A 19,461-nucleotide genomic window follows, 5' to 3' on the forward strand; every position below is an offset into this window, starting at 1 on the left:
TCGGAACCTCATTTTCCAATAGTCGTTAGGTTAGACCGATTCCAGTATTACGAGGCCGGAAGGCGGAACGCTTAGCGATAGCAAGCTTTGCTCGCCATCTATCTCAAATCCGCTAACCGCTACGCCCATGCAATCAAGTATGCGAACCTTTCTAGCTCCAATAGGCTTAGCCGTCTCCACGATCAACCGATCACCGCGCGTCCCGTTTACGACCACGATTTTTTGCGTAGCAGCATCATCAATCGAAACAACGCAATCGTTATATACGGCCGTAATGGAACGGTCATGATTGCGTGCAGTCACAAGCGGGAAGAGCTGCTCAGGATGCTGAGGCTGCAGCTGTCCATGCATCAACACGTCACGGTGTTCGCGCCAGAAGGAAAGCCAGAAGGTCAGCATATCCAGATGCTTCTGCGGAAGCGTCTCTAGGCGAACGGAAATTTGCGGCACCGCAAACAAAATGTTGATTAATTGAAGTGCTGCGCTGTCAACCGGCTCGTTCGGATTCCACATGATCATATCGGCATGCGCCGCCGTTTCGCCGCATAATAACCTGATGTCGAGCGTGCGGATACGGTTTTGCACCGCATCGTTTGGACAATCCCCCGCACGGAATAGGTTGCCGTACTTCCGCATAAGCGGGCTGATATAGGGCTGACGGAACTCAATCATGATGTCGGGCTTTATTGCGCGCAGACGCGACATGACATCACTTAGAAGCACGTCCACCGCTTGCGGCACCGAGGCGATATCGCGACCCGGATCAGCGCTCTCGTTTTCCTGCTCCTGCTGCTGGAATACATCGACAAAATCAAGCTTGAAGCCATCCAAATCCCAGTCCAGTAACGCTTTCTCGTATATGCCGATCAAATATTCCCTAACCTCCGGATAACGCGGATCAACGACGCCAGCGCCCAAGTGATCCATTTTGTAGAGCAATTTATTTTGGAATCGAGTCCAAGCCTCGCTGTTTACTCCAATGAAAGGTACCGAATACCAAAGCAAATATTTGAGGCCCATTGCATGCACGCGCCCAACATGTGCTTTCATATCGATCATCTTCTCCTCGCATACCTGCCAGTCCCCGCAAAACGCATAACCTCTGGCATTGTCTGCCGTCTGCCAGCCATCATCGACGATAACCGATTTGCAGCCGATCGAAAGTGCAAGGCGGCACTGCTCCTCAATGGCTTCCGGCGTCAGCTCCTGATGGAAGCTATACCATGTGGAATACATAGGCTCAAGCGCCTCTGCCGGCACACGGGAAGGCTTATTCGACTCGTATTCACTCCACCATTTACTCACATCACCCAAACAGGTGTAATAAGGAATTTCGCGAATATCAATCCGAAGCTCCGCTTCATATGAAGCAAGCTCCGGAGTCGGCGTGTCGAACATCGCAACGATGCAGTTAAAATCAGAGGTCTCTTCGTGGAGGCCGGCATCGTACTTAATGACGTTCAGCACATCGGAAAAAGCAAAGGTCAGCCTGTTAACTCCCTTTCCGCCGAATAAACTGACTACCGGAGCGGAGCTGGTCGATTTGGAATCCAGCAGCGGGATCCAATCTGCCCGAATCGATTTCTGATACAGAGCGTTTGGATGCCATACGCCTTGCACGTCTATAACGGGATGGCTCCATTTTAAATTGAATATGGGCGGCACGGCCGGAGCGTCCGCTTCTATTTTCACGCGTACAATTTCAATGTCTTCGGATTCGCGTTCAACCGAAAGCGTTGCGCGGAATACGGAGTCCACGCTCTCAAGCTTATATTCATATAACCCTTTAGCGGTAAGCTGCATGCTGTAAAGCCTCCCTGAGCTTCTTTTATTTTTGAGATTATTATATCTCCTGAATGGGTTGAAGTTATAGAGAGTTTTGTGTTTAATAGTAGTTATATTGTGTTATTATTTTGATATAACCATTGCTTTATCGCTTATATGACTAGTAACTTTGTGCTATTTTTATCCAATCGCAGCTTATGAAAAGAGGGATTCAGGTTGGAAAAACAATTTACGGAACATTTTCTGATCGGTCGCTTGGAAACAGATATTCGGCTTCACTACTGCGGACTGGAGCAATGCCTTCCTTCTCATCAGAATGGTCCGGTCATGCGCGATCATTTTTTGCTCCATTTTATCGTAAGAGGCTCCGGCATCTTTACGATGGACGGCTGCGATTACAAGCTGAAAGCAGGAGACAGCTTCTGCATGTATCCCAATCAGCCGGCCTCCTACCGCGCGAGCGAGACGGACCCTTGGACGTATTATTGGGTCGGAATTGACGGGCAGCTTGCTTCCAAGCTGCTTCATTCGGCAGGACTGACCGTTCAATCGCCTACCCATTCGCATCTCGAGCCCGCGCGAGCGGAGAAATTGCTGGCCGAGCTGCTCCAGCATTCCGCTGTCAATGATCTTGCTGCCGAAACCTACTGCTGCGGATTGTTGCTGCAAGTATTCTCAACCTTCCTGAACAGGCAGAAGGAATTGCAGCAGCCGCAGCGCAGCGGAGGAAGAAACAGCAACGAGTTATATGTCGCGCAAGCAGTAAAGTTTATAGAAGAGCATTATCATAAGCGTATTTCGATCTCTGTCATTGCCCGGCAAGTCGATTTGGACCGTTCCTATTTCACCAAGCTGTTCCATGCCCAAATGGGTGTCTCCCCCCATGAATTTCTAATCCGCTACCGGATGGAAAAAGCTTGCCTCATGCTGAGCCAGACGAATCTTCCTGTGCAATTAATTGCAAGCAGCGTCGGTTTCGATGATGCTGCTTATTTCGGCAAAGCTTTTATCCGCCGACTCGGACTATCGCCAACCGCTTTCCGCAAACGCAGCATTTCGCCTCAAGCATACGAATGAACACAAAAATCCCCTGAGAAGATCGAAGCACGATCTTCTCAGGGGATTTGCAGCTTTCTATCCTGCCTTTAAAAATGAGTCAACGTTTGGAACAGCAGAAAAACATTTAAAGAAATGATAACAAGCGCTATTGTCCATGCTAACACATTCGTTACTTTATGATTCACAAGGCTGCCCATGATCTTCTTATTGCTTGTAAACATAATGAGGGGAATCAGCGCAAACGGAATGCCGAACGACAAAATAATTTGGCTAATCACGAGCGCCGTCGTTGGATTTACCCCAATCGCGATGATGACAATAGGCGGAATGACGGTAATGAGCCTTCTTAAATAAAGCGGAATTCGCCGTCTAATGAACCCTTGCATAATAATATCCCCGGACATGGTGCCCACTGCCGAGCTTGCGAGTCCTGACGCCAACAAACCAATTCCGAATAAGATAGCGGAGAAAGGACCGACAAGATCGCCGAATTTAGTAAACGCTACGTCCAAATCCTGAACATTCAACCCGTTTTTGAAAAATAAAGCTGCAGCAACGATGAGCATGCTCGCATTAACCACACCGGCTATGATCATTGCGATCATAATGTCAATGAATTCAAAGCGGAAAATCCGTTTGCGTTCACCTTCCGTTCTCCCTACAATCCTCTTCTGAGTCAATGCAGAGTGAAGGTAAATGGCGTGAGGCATAACCGTCGCCCCTAAAATGCCGGCAGCCAGCATCACGCTGTCTACGCCTTTAAACTGTGGAGTGAACAGCCCGTTAAGAATTTCTCCCGTGTTCGGCTGTGAATATAAAACCTGCAGGCCAAATGCTAAAACCACGATAAATACCATGCCCATGATCCCCGCTTCCAGCGAGCGGAATCCTCTGCGCTGCAGCTCAAGTATGGCAAAGGAGCCGATGGCTGCTATGATCGCGGATGGCAGCAGCGGAATGCCAAACAATAAGTATAAGCCTAACGCCGCGCCTATAAATTCGGCAAGGTCGGTCGCGATGACGACTAGCTCCCCTTGAATCCATAACCCAAACGAGACTGGTTTAGGGAAATTTTCGCGAGAAACCTCCGGAAGATTTTTTTCCGTTGCAATTCCTAATTTAGCCGATAACGCCTGAATAAGAATAGCCATTAAATTGGATACTAGCACCACCCAAAGCAGCATATATCCGTATTGGGAGCCGGCAGCGATATTGGTGGCAAAATTCCCCGGGTCAATATACGCTACGCCGGCGATAAAAGCAGGGCCAAGAAACGGCAGCAATTTTTTGAGGCCTTTCGTTCGTCCTGATAACAACTCATTCACTGACTGTTCTTTGGCTGCTTCGTTCAATCAGAACATCTCCATTCTCATTTATGTCTAGAACATTGCACGAGGTAATGTTTCTTTGATCAACGACAAAATGTTTCCTTAGGTAAAATTATATGTGGGCATCGTCAATTTAGCAACACTAAGCTGATAAAGTTTATTGTTGCCTATTTCCAATAGTAAAAAGCATGCTTTATAACTCTAGCCTAAAGTAGAAAAAAACCAGCAGGATCAATGGTTTGATCTTGCTGGTTTGATTATGTAGCTTCTCCTTATAATGGCCGTACGACACGAAATCCGCAATTTCCAGTCGAGCTGTCCGGCGTATTCGAGCTTCTCGCTGCTACTCTGTAGCGATTGCAATAGGACCTATGGCAAAGATACGAGCCGCCCCGCATGGAGCGATTGCCTGTAGGCTGGTTGAAGATCGGATTTTCACTTGCCGTTTGGCGGTGATAGGCGGAACTGAACCAATCCTGGCACCACTCCCACACATTGCCCGACATATTGTAAAGTCCATAGCCGTTTGGTTCATAGGCATGTACTGGCGCGGTTCCGACGTAGCCGTCGCTCCCATTATTTTTGACCGGAAACTTCCCTTGCCATATATTGCATCGATGCTCGCCATCCGGCTTCAACAAGTCGCCCCAAGGATACGTTTTTCGTTCCAATCCCCCGCGCGCCGCATACTCCCATTCTGCTTCTGTCGGCAATCTTGCCTCTGCCCAGCGGCAATAGGCTTCGGCATCATGCCATGAAATATGGACGGCGGGATGATCCATCCTATCATCAATTGAAGAATCGATACCTTCCGGCGCTGCCCAGTACGCTCCTTCTGCGACAAGCCACCAAGGCGCGCCTTGCGGCACGTTTGTTGCCCGTCTCTTCGTCTCTTCGGAGGCTAGCAGGTGAAAAACAAAGGACCAGCCAAAACGTTCGGCCTCCGTCACATAACCTGTTGCTTCAATAAAAGCCTGGAATTCTGCGTTTGTAACCGCGTATGGAGAAATCTGAAACGCATCGACAGTCACCTGCCTGGCAGGGCCTTCCCCATCGGCCGGAAATCCGTCCTGCGCGTCAGTACCCATCGTAAAAGTTCCCGCTGGAATGACAATCATATTTTCAAAAGCAGGCTTGTCCATGATCTGGTTTTTTTCGCCCGAAAATAGTGGTCCATCCGTGCTTTGGGGTCCAGCTTCTCTTGCTGCAGCGCAGCATGATGGCCGTTTATCCATATCTCTATAACCTCCAATGATGAATGCAAATAGGTTGCCGTAATCCAAACTACAAGTGATATCTGGCTTGCATGCGGTAATTAGGTTATGATAACAACATAATCGTACTTCTTATATTATTAATTAGAGAAGCAGGTAAATAAAGATGGAAAGTGCATTCAACAAACAATCGTCAAAAAATTTACTTTACTACCGGATTGCCGAGCTTGGCATCGTCTCTAAAGCAGATCTTTTATCTTATTTCAAAATGACGACCAGCACGATGAATCGTTTGCTTGATGAATTGCTGGCGGATCAATTAATTATGGAATCCGGGCTTGGGCCTTCCAACGGAGGCAGGAAACCTATCCTGTTTCAGATCAATCCCGGATACGGCTACTTTTTCGGATTAGAAATCTCACGGTTCCACTCTGCGCTCGGATTGTTCGATATGAACATGAATCCCATGTCGTTCACCCGGTGGAGAATGGATGAAGACATGACCCCCGAAGTTTTTGTCGCATTGGTCGCCAAAAATATCCGTTCGTTCCTTAAGGACCACCGTTTGGAGCAGCAGCGAATCCTCGGTATCGGGATTGGAGCGGTTGGTCCTCTGGACCGGGGGAAGGGCCTTATTTTAAAACCTTTATACTTTCCTGCCAAAGGATGGACGAATGTCGCCATCTGCGAGCTTTTGACCAATGAAACGGGAATTTCCGCCTATTTGGACAACGGAGCCAATACAGCCCTTTTGGGAGAGCATTGGTCTATTCGTCAATCACAGTCGCAGCATATGCTGTATGTACATGCAGGAGTAAGCTTGCGTTCCGCGATGATGTCATTTGGCAAGATCGTCCATGGTAAAGTTGACATGGAAGGCTCGATAGGTCAAATGATCATTCAAACCGACGGGCCAAGGCTGAGTGAGCAAGGAAACTACGGCGCTTTGGAGGCATTCGTCTCCGTCAACGCGTTGGAGAGACAAGCCCGCATGGAAGCAAAGCTGGATCGGGCTGACATCGTAAAACATTATCATGTCGACCCGGAGCATATCAAGTACGAGATGCTTCTTAGGGAATTAAGGATGGACAACGCCTATGTGCTTGAATTGTTCCATCGGTCTGCCAGATATTTTGGCGTTGGACTCGCAAACCTAATCAATATGTTCCATCCCGATAAAATCATTCTTGGCGGCGCATTGATCAATTCCGATGAGCGGTTTTATAACACAGCCGTTGAGACGGCACAGAAAAACACCTACTATTACCCCGAGTATGAGCCTCAATTCTCCAAGGGGGAATTAAAGGAAGACGCAGTTGCGACCGGCGCCGCCCTTATGGTGTGGAAATCATTAGATATTTTTTAAAATAGGACAATGCCCGCAATCCCAGATAAAACAATGATCAGAACGGGATGAAGCTTGTATTTCAATATGGCATAAACGGCTGCTCCGCAAAGCAACACCGTAATTACCGATGTCCAGTCTAATGCTTGCACGGTTTTACCCGACATCATAAAGTGAATAGCCGCGTATGCCATTAAGCCTAAAATAACGGGGCGCAGCCCATAGAAAGAGGCTTTCAGCCCTTTGCTTCGTTGAAGTTTGTAAAATACTCCAGCTAATATAATAATAACGATTAATGAAGGCAAAACAATGCCAAGCGTACTGGCAATCGCCCCTCCTATACCATAGGTTTGATAACCGATTAGCGTAGCCGTATTCGTGGCAATCGGCCCTGGTGCCATCCCTGCAAGCGAAACGGCTTCTTGAAGCTGCTGCCCCGACATCCACTCCTCCTGCTCAACCTTGTATTGAATGAGCGGAATGACCGCGTAACCTCCCCCGAAGGAAACAAATCCGACCTTCAAAAAGGTTAAAAATAAATGCCAAAAAATCATGCTCCCTCCTCCCTCAAATATAATACTCCGGATAAGTCATCTCTACTTGGCGATGAAAATTCGCGCTTTTATCCAAGATCACCTTTTTCCCCATGCTTTCCTTTGCTTTAACGAGAATAATGCCTGCAAATAATCCAGTGACGATAATGAATGTGGGATTGATGTCTGTGAAAAGCAGCAAACCAAGCGTAGAGAGCGCGATCCCGATTGTTGTTTTGTCCACCAGAGAGGTTTGGGCAATCTTGAAGGCTGCGACAACAATTAACGCGACGATAGCAGCATGAATTCCTTTAAGAGCCGCTATAACCTTAGGATATTCATCAAACCATCCGTAAACAAAACTAAGGATACACACAATTCCAAACGTAGGCAGCGTTATTCCCGCAACCGCAGCTGCCGAACCATAAACGCCTGCATGCCGGTATCCGATAACAGCAGCTGCGTTAACTCCCACGCCTCCGGGAGCAGAGCTTGCGATTGAAATCAGATTGTTCATTTCTGCGCTGTCTAACCAGCCTCTTTTATCGACAACTTCCTTTTCAATAGCGGGCAACATAGCATATCCGCCACCAAAAGAAGCGGGAGCTATACAAAAGAACGTCCAAAACAATTCAAAAAGCTTCTTAGCTAACCCTTTTCTGTTATCCATCTTGAACCCCCTCTACCGTAGTACCATTCAATTATAACACCTTTTTTTCATTTTGGAATTATCTATATCTGTAATCGGGCGAATTGACTTAATAACTCTTTGTTTTTAGATACTTTATTTCAATTTGAAACAAAGAAGGGAATGATGATGCGGTTTTAAACCGAAAAATCGTCGCATAGAAAGAAACCGGATGTAGGTTTGGAAGAATACAAAAAAACCTTGATTGACCAAGGAATTTGGCCATCAAGGTTTTTTTAATTTTTTAAAACCTGCTTCATTACGTTTAGCATTAACGAACCATCCGTATTGTGCGTAATGGTTATAAATGAGACAAAAAACATAAGAATATAACCTGATTTATAGTTATAGCTGAGACTTTTGATATCATAAAATGAGACTTGTCGTACTTATTACTATAAAATTTGAGACTTGTCTTTTCCACTAGAGTAATAACATACATACTGTCTGCCTACATGGCTACTTTGTAGGGAAATAATAAGCATTATGCAGAAAGAACTCCGAGCAAAGATCCGCTTTAATATACCTCATATACCGATTAGCGGTTTTCAACGGAGCACTGATACTACTAAAGAATTGAATAAGAAATAGTCTCTAAGTAATACTCTAATCAATTGAATCTTACTATTCCACGTTAATTAACTAATTACACAATTAAACTAGTCACTAATTTTCATAATATAATTTCTCTTTACAGTTTCATAATTTTCTATAGTTTCACTTATATACGCAGGAGTTATAGATTCACCAAATTCAACGCTCATAGGCATATCAAGAAGTTTGTAACATTCATTTTTAACTAAATATATCATCACATCTGTTTGGTACTTGTAAGCATCAGTGGCATAGAAACGATTGATTACATTTTCCAGATCAAAAAGCGGATATTTGGTAACTATATCCGATACAATAAACATTACTTCATCCAGCTGATAGTCTAAAACACCGTAACCATGAATATAGGAGATAGTATCTTTCAGCCCTTCTAAACAATGTATCATAATATGTTTCGGACATTTTATTAAATTGGATAAATCCAAAAGCTTGAATTCTCCTTCCTCCTGCAACAATTTCAGTGAAGTTTCTAATAGCAGTCTCTTACTGCGTTCATGACTTGCCTTAGCAGAATTAGCATATACACTGGTTCCGATATCAATTATTTTTGAAGTGTTATTATTTAATATCATTACATTTTCCCAATGGAGATCACCTAATGTTATTTTCTCATTATTAGCTAAACGTACTCCTGCTAATAAAGATTGCAGAGCATTTCTCCGATGCTCAAAGGGTGGTTTCTCATAGAGGAGCCAGTCTTTTAAAGTTTTGCCCTCAATATATTCCATGACAGCATAGAATATTTCATTAACAACTCCTGCGTTGTATACTTGCACAATTCTCTCAGAGTTAAACATGGCCGTTTTATTAACTTCTTCTTTGAATCTCTCCTCGTCTGGTATACTTATATCTCTGCGAGGAAGCCATATTTTGATGACTACTTTTCTTTTTGGAAATTCACTCTGACCTTCAAAACACAATCCATTTTTACCTTTGCCTAACTCCTTTACAAATATCACATTAGGTATACTAATGATATTACCTTCAATATTTAGTTGACCACTCTGCAACTCATACATAATTTATTTAATCTCCTCATAAATGTTTGACTAGCGACGTAGTTTATAATGATTTCTTAAGACTCAACTATAACTGTTACCTACAATAAATTGTGCGTAAATCGCTAAGCTCTTTTTGGCGATGTTGCTCGGTTAGACCGTCCCACAACTCTATTAACTTGTTCACATTGTCAAGTAAGGACTGGCTGTAGATATTAGGAATGCCAATATTCGAATTCTCCCTATAAGATAATTTAATTGAAATATTACATTACATACCTATTTTTACCCAAGAGCATTTTGATAAATCACTACTACTCTATTCGCTCAATTCCACTAGCAGCTTCTCTAACACCTAAATAGACCATTTCATGATTTTGATGGAAATTCTCTTGAGAATCAGTTCCCATCATCATCATTTCATAATGTGCTTGATGATTTGTTTTAATAAATATATTTCTAAATACCTGCATGTATCTCTCGATAAGATCTTCATTGTTTTCGACATACAAATCTTCATTAATAGAATGTGAACCATCATTCAACCAGGATAACAATGAGCGAAATACAATTTTCTCTTCGGTATCAAAATTATTCTCCAACTCGTCGATATCCATATTCCCAAAAAACTTGAAATAGTTTTCAATTATTCTTCGCATAGTATTTTGAATTGTTATTGGGCTCTGATTATGTATGTTGTTTAATTCCTTCCATAACAGTTCATACGAGGTTTTGATTGGATTATCCTTAAAATACTGAATGGTTGTGATATTATTATTCTTACGTAATATCCAATATGTTCCTTCACCAAAGTTCTTTTTGCCTTTGTTATATGTCACTTCTTTATGAAAGTAAATATTGTGAGTAAAAAGAAAAATCTGCTTGATATCTGAGGAATTATTTTTAACATCAAATAGCAATTGTCTTACTAAACTACTAACCATAAATAGAACGGTAGTGTCTAAGCTTGAGACAGGATCATCAATTACCACGACTTTATCTTTAATGATGTCCTCTATATTGTTGCTCCCTTTTATTAATTGATAAAAATACAAAAAAGTTATGAATGTCTTTTCACCTTCACTTAGCGTTTCATTAGCGTCATCTCCATTTTCTCTTACTATCATGTAGTTGCCATTCTCTAATGTTGTTGCAAGTCTAAAATTTTTAAATCCAAATGAATTTAATATTCTATTTATCTCATCAACCGAATATTGGACGCTTGTAATCTGTTTTTGATATTGAATTAACTCCTTTTCATATTTACTCTTATATTGTTTCTTTTGTCGAATCCTCTCCTCTATTCCATGTAATGTACGATTTATCTTTTCTATCTTTAGTGAATAATCTTTAAAATTATTCTTATTTTTCTCAACAATGTATCTCCAAGCATCTTTTATAAGATTTTCTTTCTCTGATCTACTATTTTCAATTAGATTATTAACTTCATCAATTTTTTCATAAGATGCTTCAATCTCATAATTAATTGTAGATATTATTTCGTGAATCTCAACTAATTTTATACTTCTACTGGGCTCTTTCATTTTCTGATCAATTAATAATTTATTTTCGTCATGTCTAGCATTGATTATGGCTAGACTATTTATCAATTTTTGTTTATCAATAAACATACTATTTCCATCATTAATTATTTCATTTATCGCAATAATAGTTTTTTCATAATTATCAATGTATCTCTGGGAAATTATTTGAAGGTATTTCATCTGTTCTTCGTAAGTATGGTCAAAATATTTATTTAGTTTTTCTTCGAAAGAGTCCGGAAGGGTTTGTTGACAAAAGGGGCATACCCCTTCTGTATTTTTTACAATTATAGAACCCTGATTCACCCAATCACTTATTTGTAGCTTGGTGATTAATCTAGAAATATCCACATCATCACGTCCGATAATTTTAGCTTTAAAAATAGAATCTTTCTCCAACTTTTCTTCGTAATTTATTCGCAATTTTTTTTTCAATAATTCTGTACTACGATCAAAGAGGCTTTCTCGTTTTGTTTTTATTATGTCTATAGTTAGAAGTGGTCGTTGATTTGTTTGAGCCTCTTCAACACATTTTTGCATAAACTTTTCTTGGGAATTTCTAAACCCTTTAATTAAATCTTTAAAATCGATATCAATCTGAGACTTTATTCTCCATGATGATTTAGTAAAATCTTTAACCAAATTATTTTGCTCGTTTGTTTTATCTTTCTCTAGTTCGAGTAGTTTAATAATTTCATCTTCATGTTGATTGATCTTCTCTTTTAAATCATCGATCTTTACTAGTACGTCTACAGATTCTTTTCCAAGAGTAAATATCCCCTTAATTGGACCCTCCATAAAGTTCTCTTTAACAAAATTCCTATTGTAGACGTATGTGGCCATCTTCTTATTCTTCCACTCAACTATACAAGAAGGAAATTTATCAGCATTACTTATTACTTCAGAAAGCGTTGTCTTTCCTGATCCATTATTTCCATAAATAACATTAACCTTTTTTAAGTCTTTTAATGTAACTCCTGTTTGACCATAGGTGGCTATATCTTTCGCAGTTATCTTTTCAATCATAACTTCTTCCCCTTAATGATAAGAATTACTATCTCGTCAACTTTGTCTCTTGTTCGATGAAAGATTTCCAAAATCATATAATTATCAATTGACTGATTGATAAACTCGTTTCTATCCTTATGTGTGGTATCGACCAGAAGTTTTAATTATTAGCAATAAATATACTCAGGCTGGACCCTTACAGCTTTTCTACTTCTTCTTATTAAACATTCCGAATTCTTGAATCTCCACAATGCGATCATCTTTTTTATCATAAATGACAAAAAACTCTTTAAATAAAAGACCTTTTCCCAGTAGGACAATCCGGTTTCCCTTCTCTGCGTATTCAAACTTCTTTGATTTAGTTGGATTTGGAATAGCCTTTAATATTCGTTGAATTATAGGTGTTATTGAGCTTATGGGAGCTATGGACTTACACAGAGGACAAAGGCTGCCTGGATTGCAATTACCGCAATAGAATTGGTTGCAATTTGTGCAGAGATGCTGCTCTTCTTCAGCACAAGCCTGTAAGCAGATATGGCAATTGATATGATGAGAGTTACATAATGGAAGCTTTGTTACACTTGATAGCGTCATACACGAAAGACAAATGGGATCCGTACAAACCTTGCATTTATTCAACTTTCTATCATCAAAAAGCTTATTGCATGTCATACATACAAACGTATGTTTCTCTGAAACTAAGACATGATCACTAGAGATTGTAAAAGGTCCTTCAGTGGAACCACTAATTAAACAATGAACGTCTACTGGTTTATCACCATGTACATTGAGAAGAGTATGCCCAGCCTTGCTATCGATTCGTACAGTCGCATGTTCAACAATATTTCTTGCCACCAATATAGCTACAGGTTCAATCATAACTTCGCTTTCTGACATCGAGAATTTTATTTCTTGCTGATGAATTAGTGCTGCACGCTCTTTAAGCAGTAAATCAATTTCCGTCTTGGGCTCATTTCCTTTTGATGTTTCTCCAGCTTGGTTATCTGCAATCAGGGTATCATAATAGTCGTTTATCCGGTTGATCTCATTTAGTAGTTGGATATTTGTTTGTTTTGTAATTTTGTCAACAAATCGTTCAGCGTCTTTAGAAGCCTCAGTTAATACATTAGAAAGAGCTAAATCTAATTTTTCTCTGGATAGCCCATCTACCGGAGCAGTTGTACCTTCAATTAAAATCTTTTCCAAACTTTCAAGTAGAGGGATTACTACTCCTGTCTCGACATCAACCTGAAATCCTTTAAGGTACTCCTCTATTAATTGTCCGTGAATTGTTGTTTTACACCAAACATACAGCTTATCCGAATTGATACTTTCCTCATTTAATAATTCAAACTCACAGCTTGGAAACTTAGTTGTAATATCATCCACTAATCGCTCAATCGGGTGCTGCAATAGAATATGCCCTACCCCATGATTTTGCTCAGCAACTAATTTGGCTAACTTCTGTGTGAAGAACGATTCGAACGTAATATATGTTTGCTTTGGGTTTGAAGTCTTAATAAAACTTATCTGATATTCACCGATACCAGAGAACTCATTCTTAAGATGTTGAGGGATCATAATATGCATCAGATGATCGGAAATCATTAATACATCAATTTCCAAGTACAAACAGCTTTCTTTTATATAATCTTTAAGTTTGAAAAATTCCAATTTAGGCACCTACTCCAATATGATCCAATATTTTTGTTGTCTGATCGATATCCCCTTCCAACTCTTGCTTAGCTTTAAGCATATCTTCACCGATCGCTCTTAGTTTATGTTCAATTTCGGATGCGTGGACTGACTCTAAAATAATCTTACCGATTCTAACTTCGAGTGAATCGTCCTCTACTTTCATATAGGAGAGGATCGTATCTAGCTCCCCAATAACAATCTCAAATAAATTAACTTTCGAAGTTAAAATATAGAGTAGGTACTCATCAATGGTTCCTTTAGTAGGCATCGTAAATATCTCAACATCATTTACTTGCCCGAAACGATGTACTCGTCCAATCCGTTGTTCAATTCTCATCGGGTTCCAAGGAAGGTCATAATTGATCAATCGATGACAGAATTGTAGATTGAGGCCTTGTCCACCTGATTCAGTTGATATAAAAACCTGACACTCTCCATCTCGAAATCGTTCAATAGCCATTTGTTTTTCACTCGAGGAGAGCCCTCCCTGATAAGTTGTAAATGTCACACCGTGATCGGTAAACACTGACTTTAACATTTCGATGGTCGCAAGATATTCTGAATAAACGATGACCTGAGTGTTATTGGCTTTAATAATTTTCAATAGTTCTAATGTTTTTGTAGGAACAGTGATACTTTCACCGAAACCAATAAGATCTTCACATATTTTTTGATCATCTAATCCTGATAACCGCGGCAGCATTCGATTCTTAAGGGTCCTCAAGGTTGATTGTGGGCTGCTGCAATTTTGCTTAAGAAGCATCATAAGAATGAGAACAATTAAATTGATTTCCGTCTTATCCCAGCCAATAGGAATTTGGCCATCGACATATTTACGATAAATATTTCTACAGAAATCTATCACCTGATTATGGAATTCCCTCTCGAGATCAGACAGCTCGATCTCCATGCTATAAACATGTCGTCTTGGTAGCTCCACTAATGTATTAGCTCTTCGATTTCTGATCATTACATTATTAAGAAGTTCTTTAAGGTTTTGAATGTTTTTAGGTGTATAACGGTTAATAATATACTCTTCTCTGAATAATTTTCGACTACGTAAATACCCTGGTTTTAATATATTCACGAGATTATATAATTCTCTAATGTCATTTTGGATAGGCGTAGCAGACATAAGCAACGTGTTTATCTTACTTATGCTGTAAATGAACTTGTATGTAGCTGTAGTATGATTCTTAAGACAGTGTGCTTCGTCCACAACAAGTAGATCAAAAGTACGTTCACTGATTTTTCGTTTTCTTTCCTCAGAACGCACGAGCCCAGGAATGGATGAAATAATAAAGTTAGATGTCTCCCATCCTGACTCTTTGCTGTCCTTAAGCTCAATATGAAATTTCTCATTTAATTCTTCTTTCCATTGTTCCACAAGTGGGGCAGGTACAAGGATTAATACGGACTTGATGAGCCATCTAGTGTAAAGTTCCTTAATAATCAACCCTGCTTCTATTGTTTTACCCAGTCCGACCTCGTCAGCTAATATCGCGCTTCCTTGCATATCACGCAATACTTTCAATGCTGCATCAGTTTGCCATGGGCGTGGTTCTATTTCTATTTCCGAAAGACATACTAAACGATCAAATCCTTTTTGGAGACGAATTTCCTGAGATTGAAGTTCCAATCTAACGTTCATGCTCGAAGATCTACCTGATAATAGTGCTTGCATCTGAGCTTCTGTAGGCATAACTACTTTCAACTAGAATACCCCCCAAGTATGACTTTAGTAATATTGTACCAGATATTACATGTCATTAACTGTCGATAATAGTCGTTAAATATCACAATTAATAATTTAAAAGTCATCCTTATGGTGGATTGTTGCCACGATTATTCGGTCTCGTCTTTGATTACAATTCATAAAACATTTCTCTCCTTGACATTTTTTTGCTAAACCTATTATTTTTGTTTTTTCAGGTTATTTTCATGTTTAACCCTATATTTTGGGTCAAAATAAAAAAAACCAGTAAGATCAAGGGTTTTGATCCTACTGGTTCATTATAATTGTCTCAAGTATGATATAAAAATCTCAAGTCTTAATAAAAACTGTCTCAATTATAGATATTACCCACAGTATTAACCCAACCCTAAATCTTATAAGCCTTCATCGCTTTACGAAGCTCTTTAAAGCTAGGACGTTTGCCGTACATGAGTACGCCTGTGCGGTAAATTTTTGCCGATACCCATACGGCCGCGTAGATCGTGACGAGCAGAATGCCAATCGATGCCCACACTTCCCACACCGGCGGATCGGTCAAGCCTAGTCTTAGCAGCATAACGAATGGCGAGAAAAATGGCACGAAGGAGGATACCTTCACTAGAATGCTGTCCGGGCTTGAAATGCTGAATATGGAAATGTAGAAGCCTGCAAGCGACAGCATCGTAATCGGCAGCACCGCTTGGCCCAAATCCTCTGTACGGCTGACAATCGATCCAACTGCAGCGAACAACGTTGCGAACAAGAAGTAACCAGTCAGGTAGAATAGAGCCGAATACAGCAGCAGCATAGGATCAATCTGCGTTAAATCAATATTAAATTGGCCTAAAATTTTATCATTATGCGGCATCTTAACGTTCACGATAATGACGCATACATAGATGGTGATTTGGATAAGCCCCACCAAAAACATGCCTACGATTTTGCCGAACATTTGTTTAAGCGGCGATACGCTCGTAATGAGAAGCTCCATAACGCGCGAGCTTTTTTCAGCCGTAATTTCCGATGCGATCAATTGGCCCGTTATCATAATCGCCATAAACAAGAGGACGACGATGAAATAGACGAGACCCATATTAACCGCTTGCTCTTCCGGTGTCTTGCCTTCGGCAGCATTGCCTTCCGTTGCGGAAATTTGTACCGATGCGATTTCGATTGGCGCATTAAGCAGCGCTAGCTGTTTATCTGTTAAGCCGGCATCCTGGAGAACGGTAGCCTGACGAATCGCTTGTAGACCCGTTTGGATCGAGCTAGTCAGATCAAAAGCCAACAGCTTTTCGGATTTATACGTGATTTCAGGAAATCCGCTGTCAGTCATTTTGCCAAAGGCCAAGTAACCTTTAATGTCTTTGTCCGTAATCGCCTGCTTCAGTTGCTTCTCGTTCTCTGCTTCTGAGCCTTTATCCTCGTAAGGAACAAACTTTACTCCCGGCTTCTCCTGCAATTCGAAATAAGCATTAAGCTTTTCGCCCGTGGCTGAGCCTTCCGATTGCGAGGATTGAATATAACCAATATTAGTCACTTTGTCGCCGCTGCCGAATTGCGAGAAAATATAAGGGAGATTAATAGCGATTGTCATAATAACGGCAATAATAATCGTCGTAATGAGGAACGCTTTGCCTCTGAATTTGTTTTTTAACGTAAAGCCAACAACCGTCCAAAAGTTACTCATGGCTATCACCGCCTACTGTTTTGATAAAGATTTCATTTAGGGTTGGTTCCTTAATCTCGAATCTCGAAATGTTCGTTTGCTCCAAAGCATGGCGCAATATCTCTCCGCCTACTGCCTCGTTCGCAATCCCAACTTCATAGCCGTACTCATGGCGGTTCACGCTGGTAACACCGGTAATCCGCTCAATCCCCGTTACTTCCTTCTCCGTGCTGAGAATGACGCGCTCTTTCGGGAATTGCTTCTTAATCTCCTTCAAGCTGCCCTTTAATACTACATTTGAGCGATGCAAAATGGTAATGTTCCGGCATAGCTCCTCGACATGCTCCATGCGGTGAGTAGAGAATAGGATGCTTGTGCCTGCGTCGCGCAGCTCCTTGACCGTTGATTTTAACAGCTCGACGTTAACCGGATCGAGTCCGCTGAACGCTTCATCCAGTATGACGATTTTCGGAGAATGAATGACGCCGGCGATAAATTGGATTTTTTGCTGGTTGCCTTTAGACAGCTCTTCGACCTTCTTATTGTAATACTCCGGTACCTCGAAGCGATCGAGCCACTTTTTCAAGTTTTGCTCCGCGTCCTTCTTCGACATGCCGCGCAGCTGAGCTAAATAAATGAGCTGGTCGCTAACGCGCACCTTTGGATACAGGCCTCTTTCCTCCGGCAAATAACCGAGATTACGAAGCTGATCATTGCTGTAAGCTTTCCCGTTGTACAAAATTTTCCCCTCGTCTGGGTAAATGAGGCCAAGCACCATCCGCATCGTCGTTGTTTTGCCCGCCCCGTTGGCGCCAAGCAGACCGTAGATTTCACCCTCGCTAACCTCTAAGCTAATACCATTGACAGCTGTCTTATCCCCGTACTGCTTTACAACATCTTCGACTATTAATGGATTCATTTTGTTGCCCCCTTTGTTTCATTCGTTCTTGAGCTTAGCCTATCTTGCATCAGTAACGCATTCATAATTTCATCAAGCTCGAGCGCCTGTCTGCTGACGATTTGATAACCCTCTGCTGCACACCAATCTTCTGCTTCAGCTGCTTTGTTCGTCGTGACGCGATACGTCATTCCACCCGTATGCTCGACTCCGCATTGCCCTGGCATGAATGCTGCCTTCTTCGGAGTCAGGCCGGCGCCGCTGACAAATATCGTAAACCAGCTGCTGAACAATTCGTCCTTCTCATAGATGCCAAGCACCCGTCCCTGAGCCATAAATACGATAAAATCGGCAAGACGCTTCACTTCTTCAATAATGTGGGAACTCATAAGAATGGTACGATCACCTTGGTCCATATACCGGTGAAGCACCTCGATCATCATCTTCCAAGCAAGCGGATCAAGCCCTGAGGATGGTTCATCCAGCAGCAGAAGGTCAGGATGATGGGCCAGCGATAATACAAACTCGAACTTGCGGCGCATCCCTTTGGACATTTTGCCAAGCAACTGGTTATCGTCGACCTCCAGCAGATGCAGCAGCTCACGATAACGATTAACATCCCAGTTGTTATACCAGAACCGGTGAAACTCCGCCTTCTCCGTCCCCTTCATGCCATTCTCATGTATAGAAGACTGGTCATGCAGGTAACCGATTCTTTTCTTCAGCTCTGTTCCCAGTCCCTTCTCCACTTGATGGCCAAGCAGCTGAATCGACCCTTCATCCGCTTTGTCAAGATTAAGCATTAAGCGGAACGTCGAGCTCTTGCCAGAGCCGTTCGGACCAACAATAGCTGTGATGTAGCCGCTCGGAATACTCATATGAAGTGGCCCTAGCTTGAAGTTCGAGCGATTCTGCACAACGCCGTCCAGTTGAATTGCGATCGTATCATCTATCATGCGTCCCATCCCTTTACTCAAAATGTTTATTCATCGCTTCTTTAAACATCGTCTCCAGCTCTTCCTCCGTACATTGAACCCGCTTGCCGGCGACTACCGCCAGCTCCAGCGCCTCGATGACTGCAGCAAGCCGGTGCCGATCACGTTCCTGCTCTCCGACCTGCGCGACATAAGTTCCGGTGCCTTGCCGCGTTCGCAGCAAGCCTTCTGCTTCCAAATCGTTATATACCCGCTTTACGGTGATAACGCTGCATTTCACCGTCTGTGCCAGCTCGCGGATCGAAGGGAGCAATGTTCCCTCCGCCAGCTGACCGCTTACAATCAATGCACGCAGCTGTACTTCAATTTGATGATAGAGCGGCTCTGCGCTTTGCTCGTTTATTTGTATGGGCAGCCGCATGACCTTCACCTT

At 41.9% G+C, this 19,461-nt stretch carries 15 protein-coding genes; 2 read left to right on the forward strand and 13 right to left on the reverse strand.

Going from position 1 to position 19,461, the window contains the following annotated elements:
- Positions 1-30: 30 nt before the first annotated feature.
- Positions 31-1,803 carry a glycoside hydrolase family 36 protein gene (locus tag A7975_RS15755; RefSeq protein ID WP_065385701.1) on the reverse strand — a complete coding sequence of 591 codons (1,773 nt, stop codon included), beginning with the start codon at positions 1,801-1,803 and terminating at the stop codon, positions 31-33.
- A gap of 198 nt (positions 1,804-2,001) precedes the next feature.
- On the opposite strand from A7975_RS15755, the gene A7975_RS15760 reads away from it, so the two are divergent.
- Positions 2,002-2,862 (forward strand): AraC family transcriptional regulator, encoded by an 861-nt coding sequence (locus tag A7975_RS15760; RefSeq protein WP_065385702.1) that lies wholly within the window; start codon positions 2,002-2,004, stop codon positions 2,860-2,862.
- Positions 2,863-2,930: 68 nt separating this feature from the next.
- Here the strand turns inward: A7975_RS15760 and A7975_RS15765 are convergent, their stop codons facing one another.
- Both A7975_RS15765 and A7975_RS15770 read right to left on the reverse strand, forming a co-directional pair.
- Positions 2,931-4,169 (reverse strand): Nramp family divalent metal transporter, encoded by a 1,239-nt coding sequence (locus tag A7975_RS15765; protein WP_483295922.1) that lies wholly within the window; start codon positions 4,167-4,169, stop codon positions 2,931-2,933.
- A 275-nt stretch (positions 4,170-4,444) separates the two neighbouring features.
- Positions 4,445-5,407 (reverse strand): formylglycine-generating enzyme family protein, encoded by a 963-nt coding sequence (locus tag A7975_RS15770; protein ID WP_065385704.1) that lies wholly within the window; start codon positions 5,405-5,407, stop codon positions 4,445-4,447.
- A gap of 145 nt (positions 5,408-5,552) precedes the next feature.
- On the opposite strand from A7975_RS15770, the gene A7975_RS15775 reads away from it, so the two are divergent.
- A complete protein-coding gene (locus tag A7975_RS15775) occupies positions 5,553-6,752 on the forward strand; it encodes an ROK family protein (protein WP_065385705.1) in 1,200 nt (399 codons plus the stop codon).
- Here A7975_RS15775 and A7975_RS15780 read toward each other — a convergent pair.
- The 10 genes from A7975_RS15780 to A7975_RS15825 all read right to left on the reverse strand — a co-directional run bounded on the left by A7975_RS15780 (position 6,749) and on the right by A7975_RS15825 (position 19,449).
- On the reverse strand, positions 6,749-7,285 hold the full coding sequence (locus A7975_RS15780) for a chromate transporter (RefSeq protein ID WP_331459219.1): 537 nt from the start codon (positions 7,283-7,285) through the stop codon (positions 6,749-6,751). The genes A7975_RS15775 and A7975_RS15780 overlap by 4 nt on opposite strands.
- Before the next feature lie 13 nt (positions 7,286-7,298).
- Positions 7,299-7,934: a chromate transporter gene (locus A7975_RS15785; protein ID WP_065385706.1), complete on the reverse strand. Its 636-nt coding sequence runs from the start codon at positions 7,932-7,934 to the stop codon at positions 7,299-7,301.
- A gap of 677 nt (positions 7,935-8,611) precedes the next feature.
- On the reverse strand, positions 8,612-9,586 hold the full coding sequence (locus A7975_RS15790; protein ID WP_065385707.1) for a protein kinase domain-containing protein: 975 nt from the start codon (positions 9,584-9,586) through the stop codon (positions 8,612-8,614).
- Between the two features lie 293 nt (positions 9,587-9,879).
- On the reverse strand, positions 9,880-12,132 hold the full coding sequence (locus A7975_RS15795) for an AAA family ATPase (RefSeq protein ID WP_065385708.1): 2,253 nt from the start codon (positions 12,130-12,132) through the stop codon (positions 9,880-9,882).
- Between the two features lie 189 nt (positions 12,133-12,321).
- Positions 12,322-13,788 carry a hypothetical protein gene (locus A7975_RS15800; RefSeq protein WP_065385709.1) on the reverse strand — a complete coding sequence of 489 codons (1,467 nt, stop codon included), beginning with the start codon at positions 13,786-13,788 and terminating at the stop codon, positions 12,322-12,324.
- Position 13,789: 1 nt separating this feature from the next.
- Positions 13,790-15,526, reverse strand: coding sequence for a DEAD/DEAH box helicase (locus A7975_RS15805; protein ID WP_065385710.1), 1,737 nt, complete (start codon positions 15,524-15,526; stop codon positions 13,790-13,792).
- 388 nt (positions 15,527-15,914) lie between these two features.
- Positions 15,915-17,216: an ABC transporter permease gene (locus A7975_RS15810; RefSeq protein WP_065385711.1), complete on the reverse strand. Its 1,302-nt coding sequence runs from the start codon at positions 17,214-17,216 to the stop codon at positions 15,915-15,917.
- Positions 17,209-18,114, reverse strand: coding sequence for an ABC transporter ATP-binding protein (locus A7975_RS15815; protein ID WP_065385712.1), 906 nt, complete (start codon positions 18,112-18,114; stop codon positions 17,209-17,211). Before A7975_RS15815 ends, A7975_RS15810 begins: the two co-directional genes overlap by 8 nt.
- A complete protein-coding gene (locus A7975_RS15820; protein ID WP_065385713.1) occupies positions 18,111-19,049 on the reverse strand; it encodes an ABC transporter ATP-binding protein in 939 nt (312 codons plus the stop codon). Before A7975_RS15820 ends, A7975_RS15815 begins: the two co-directional genes overlap by 4 nt.
- A 13-nt stretch (positions 19,050-19,062) precedes the next feature.
- Positions 19,063-19,449: a GntR family transcriptional regulator gene (locus A7975_RS15825; RefSeq protein WP_053372407.1), complete on the reverse strand. Its 387-nt coding sequence runs from the start codon at positions 19,447-19,449 to the stop codon at positions 19,063-19,065.
- Between the last annotated feature and the right edge of the window lie 12 nt (positions 19,450-19,461).

The sequence above is a fragment of the Bacillus sp. FJAT-26390 genome, from assembly GCF_001682865.1.
In the GTDB taxonomy this organism is placed as follows: Bacteria; Bacillota; Bacilli; order Paenibacillales; family Paenibacillaceae; genus Pristimantibacillus.

Excerpts from the sequence above, each read along its gene's own strand:
- A7975_RS15820 (WP_065385713.1), bottom strand. The coding sequence starts at position 19,049 with ATGATAGATGATACGATCGCAATTCAACTGGACGGCGTTGTGCAGAAT.
- A7975_RS15770 (WP_065385704.1), bottom strand. The coding sequence starts at position 5,407 with ATGGATAAACGGCCATCATGCTGCGCTGCAGCAAGAGAAGCTGGACCC.
- A7975_RS15775 (WP_065385705.1), top strand. The coding sequence starts at position 5,553 with ATGGAAAGTGCATTCAACAAACAATCGTCAAAAAATTTACTTTACTAC.
- A7975_RS15815 (WP_065385712.1), bottom strand. The coding sequence starts at position 18,114 with ATGAATCCATTAATAGTCGAAGATGTTGTAAAGCAGTACGGGGATAAG.
- A7975_RS15790 (WP_065385707.1), bottom strand. The coding sequence starts at position 9,586 with ATGTATGAGTTGCAGAGTGGTCAACTAAATATTGAAGGTAATATCATT.
- A7975_RS15785 (WP_065385706.1), bottom strand. The coding sequence starts at position 7,934 with ATGGATAACAGAAAAGGGTTAGCTAAGAAGCTTTTTGAATTGTTTTGG.
- A7975_RS15795 (WP_065385708.1), bottom strand. The coding sequence starts at position 12,132 with ATGATTGAAAAGATAACTGCGAAAGATATAGCCACCTATGGTCAAACA.
- A7975_RS15810 (WP_065385711.1), bottom strand. The coding sequence starts at position 17,216 with ATGAGTAACTTTTGGACGGTTGTTGGCTTTACGTTAAAAAACAAATTC.
- A7975_RS15825 (WP_053372407.1), bottom strand. The coding sequence starts at position 19,449 with ATGCGGCTGCCCATACAAATAAACGAGCAAAGCGCAGAGCCGCTCTAT.
- A7975_RS15780 (WP_331459219.1), bottom strand. The coding sequence starts at position 7,285 with ATGATTTTTTGGCATTTATTTTTAACCTTTTTGAAGGTCGGATTTGTT.
- A7975_RS15755 (WP_065385701.1), bottom strand. The coding sequence starts at position 1,803 with ATGCAGCTTACCGCTAAAGGGTTATATGAATATAAGCTTGAGAGCGTG.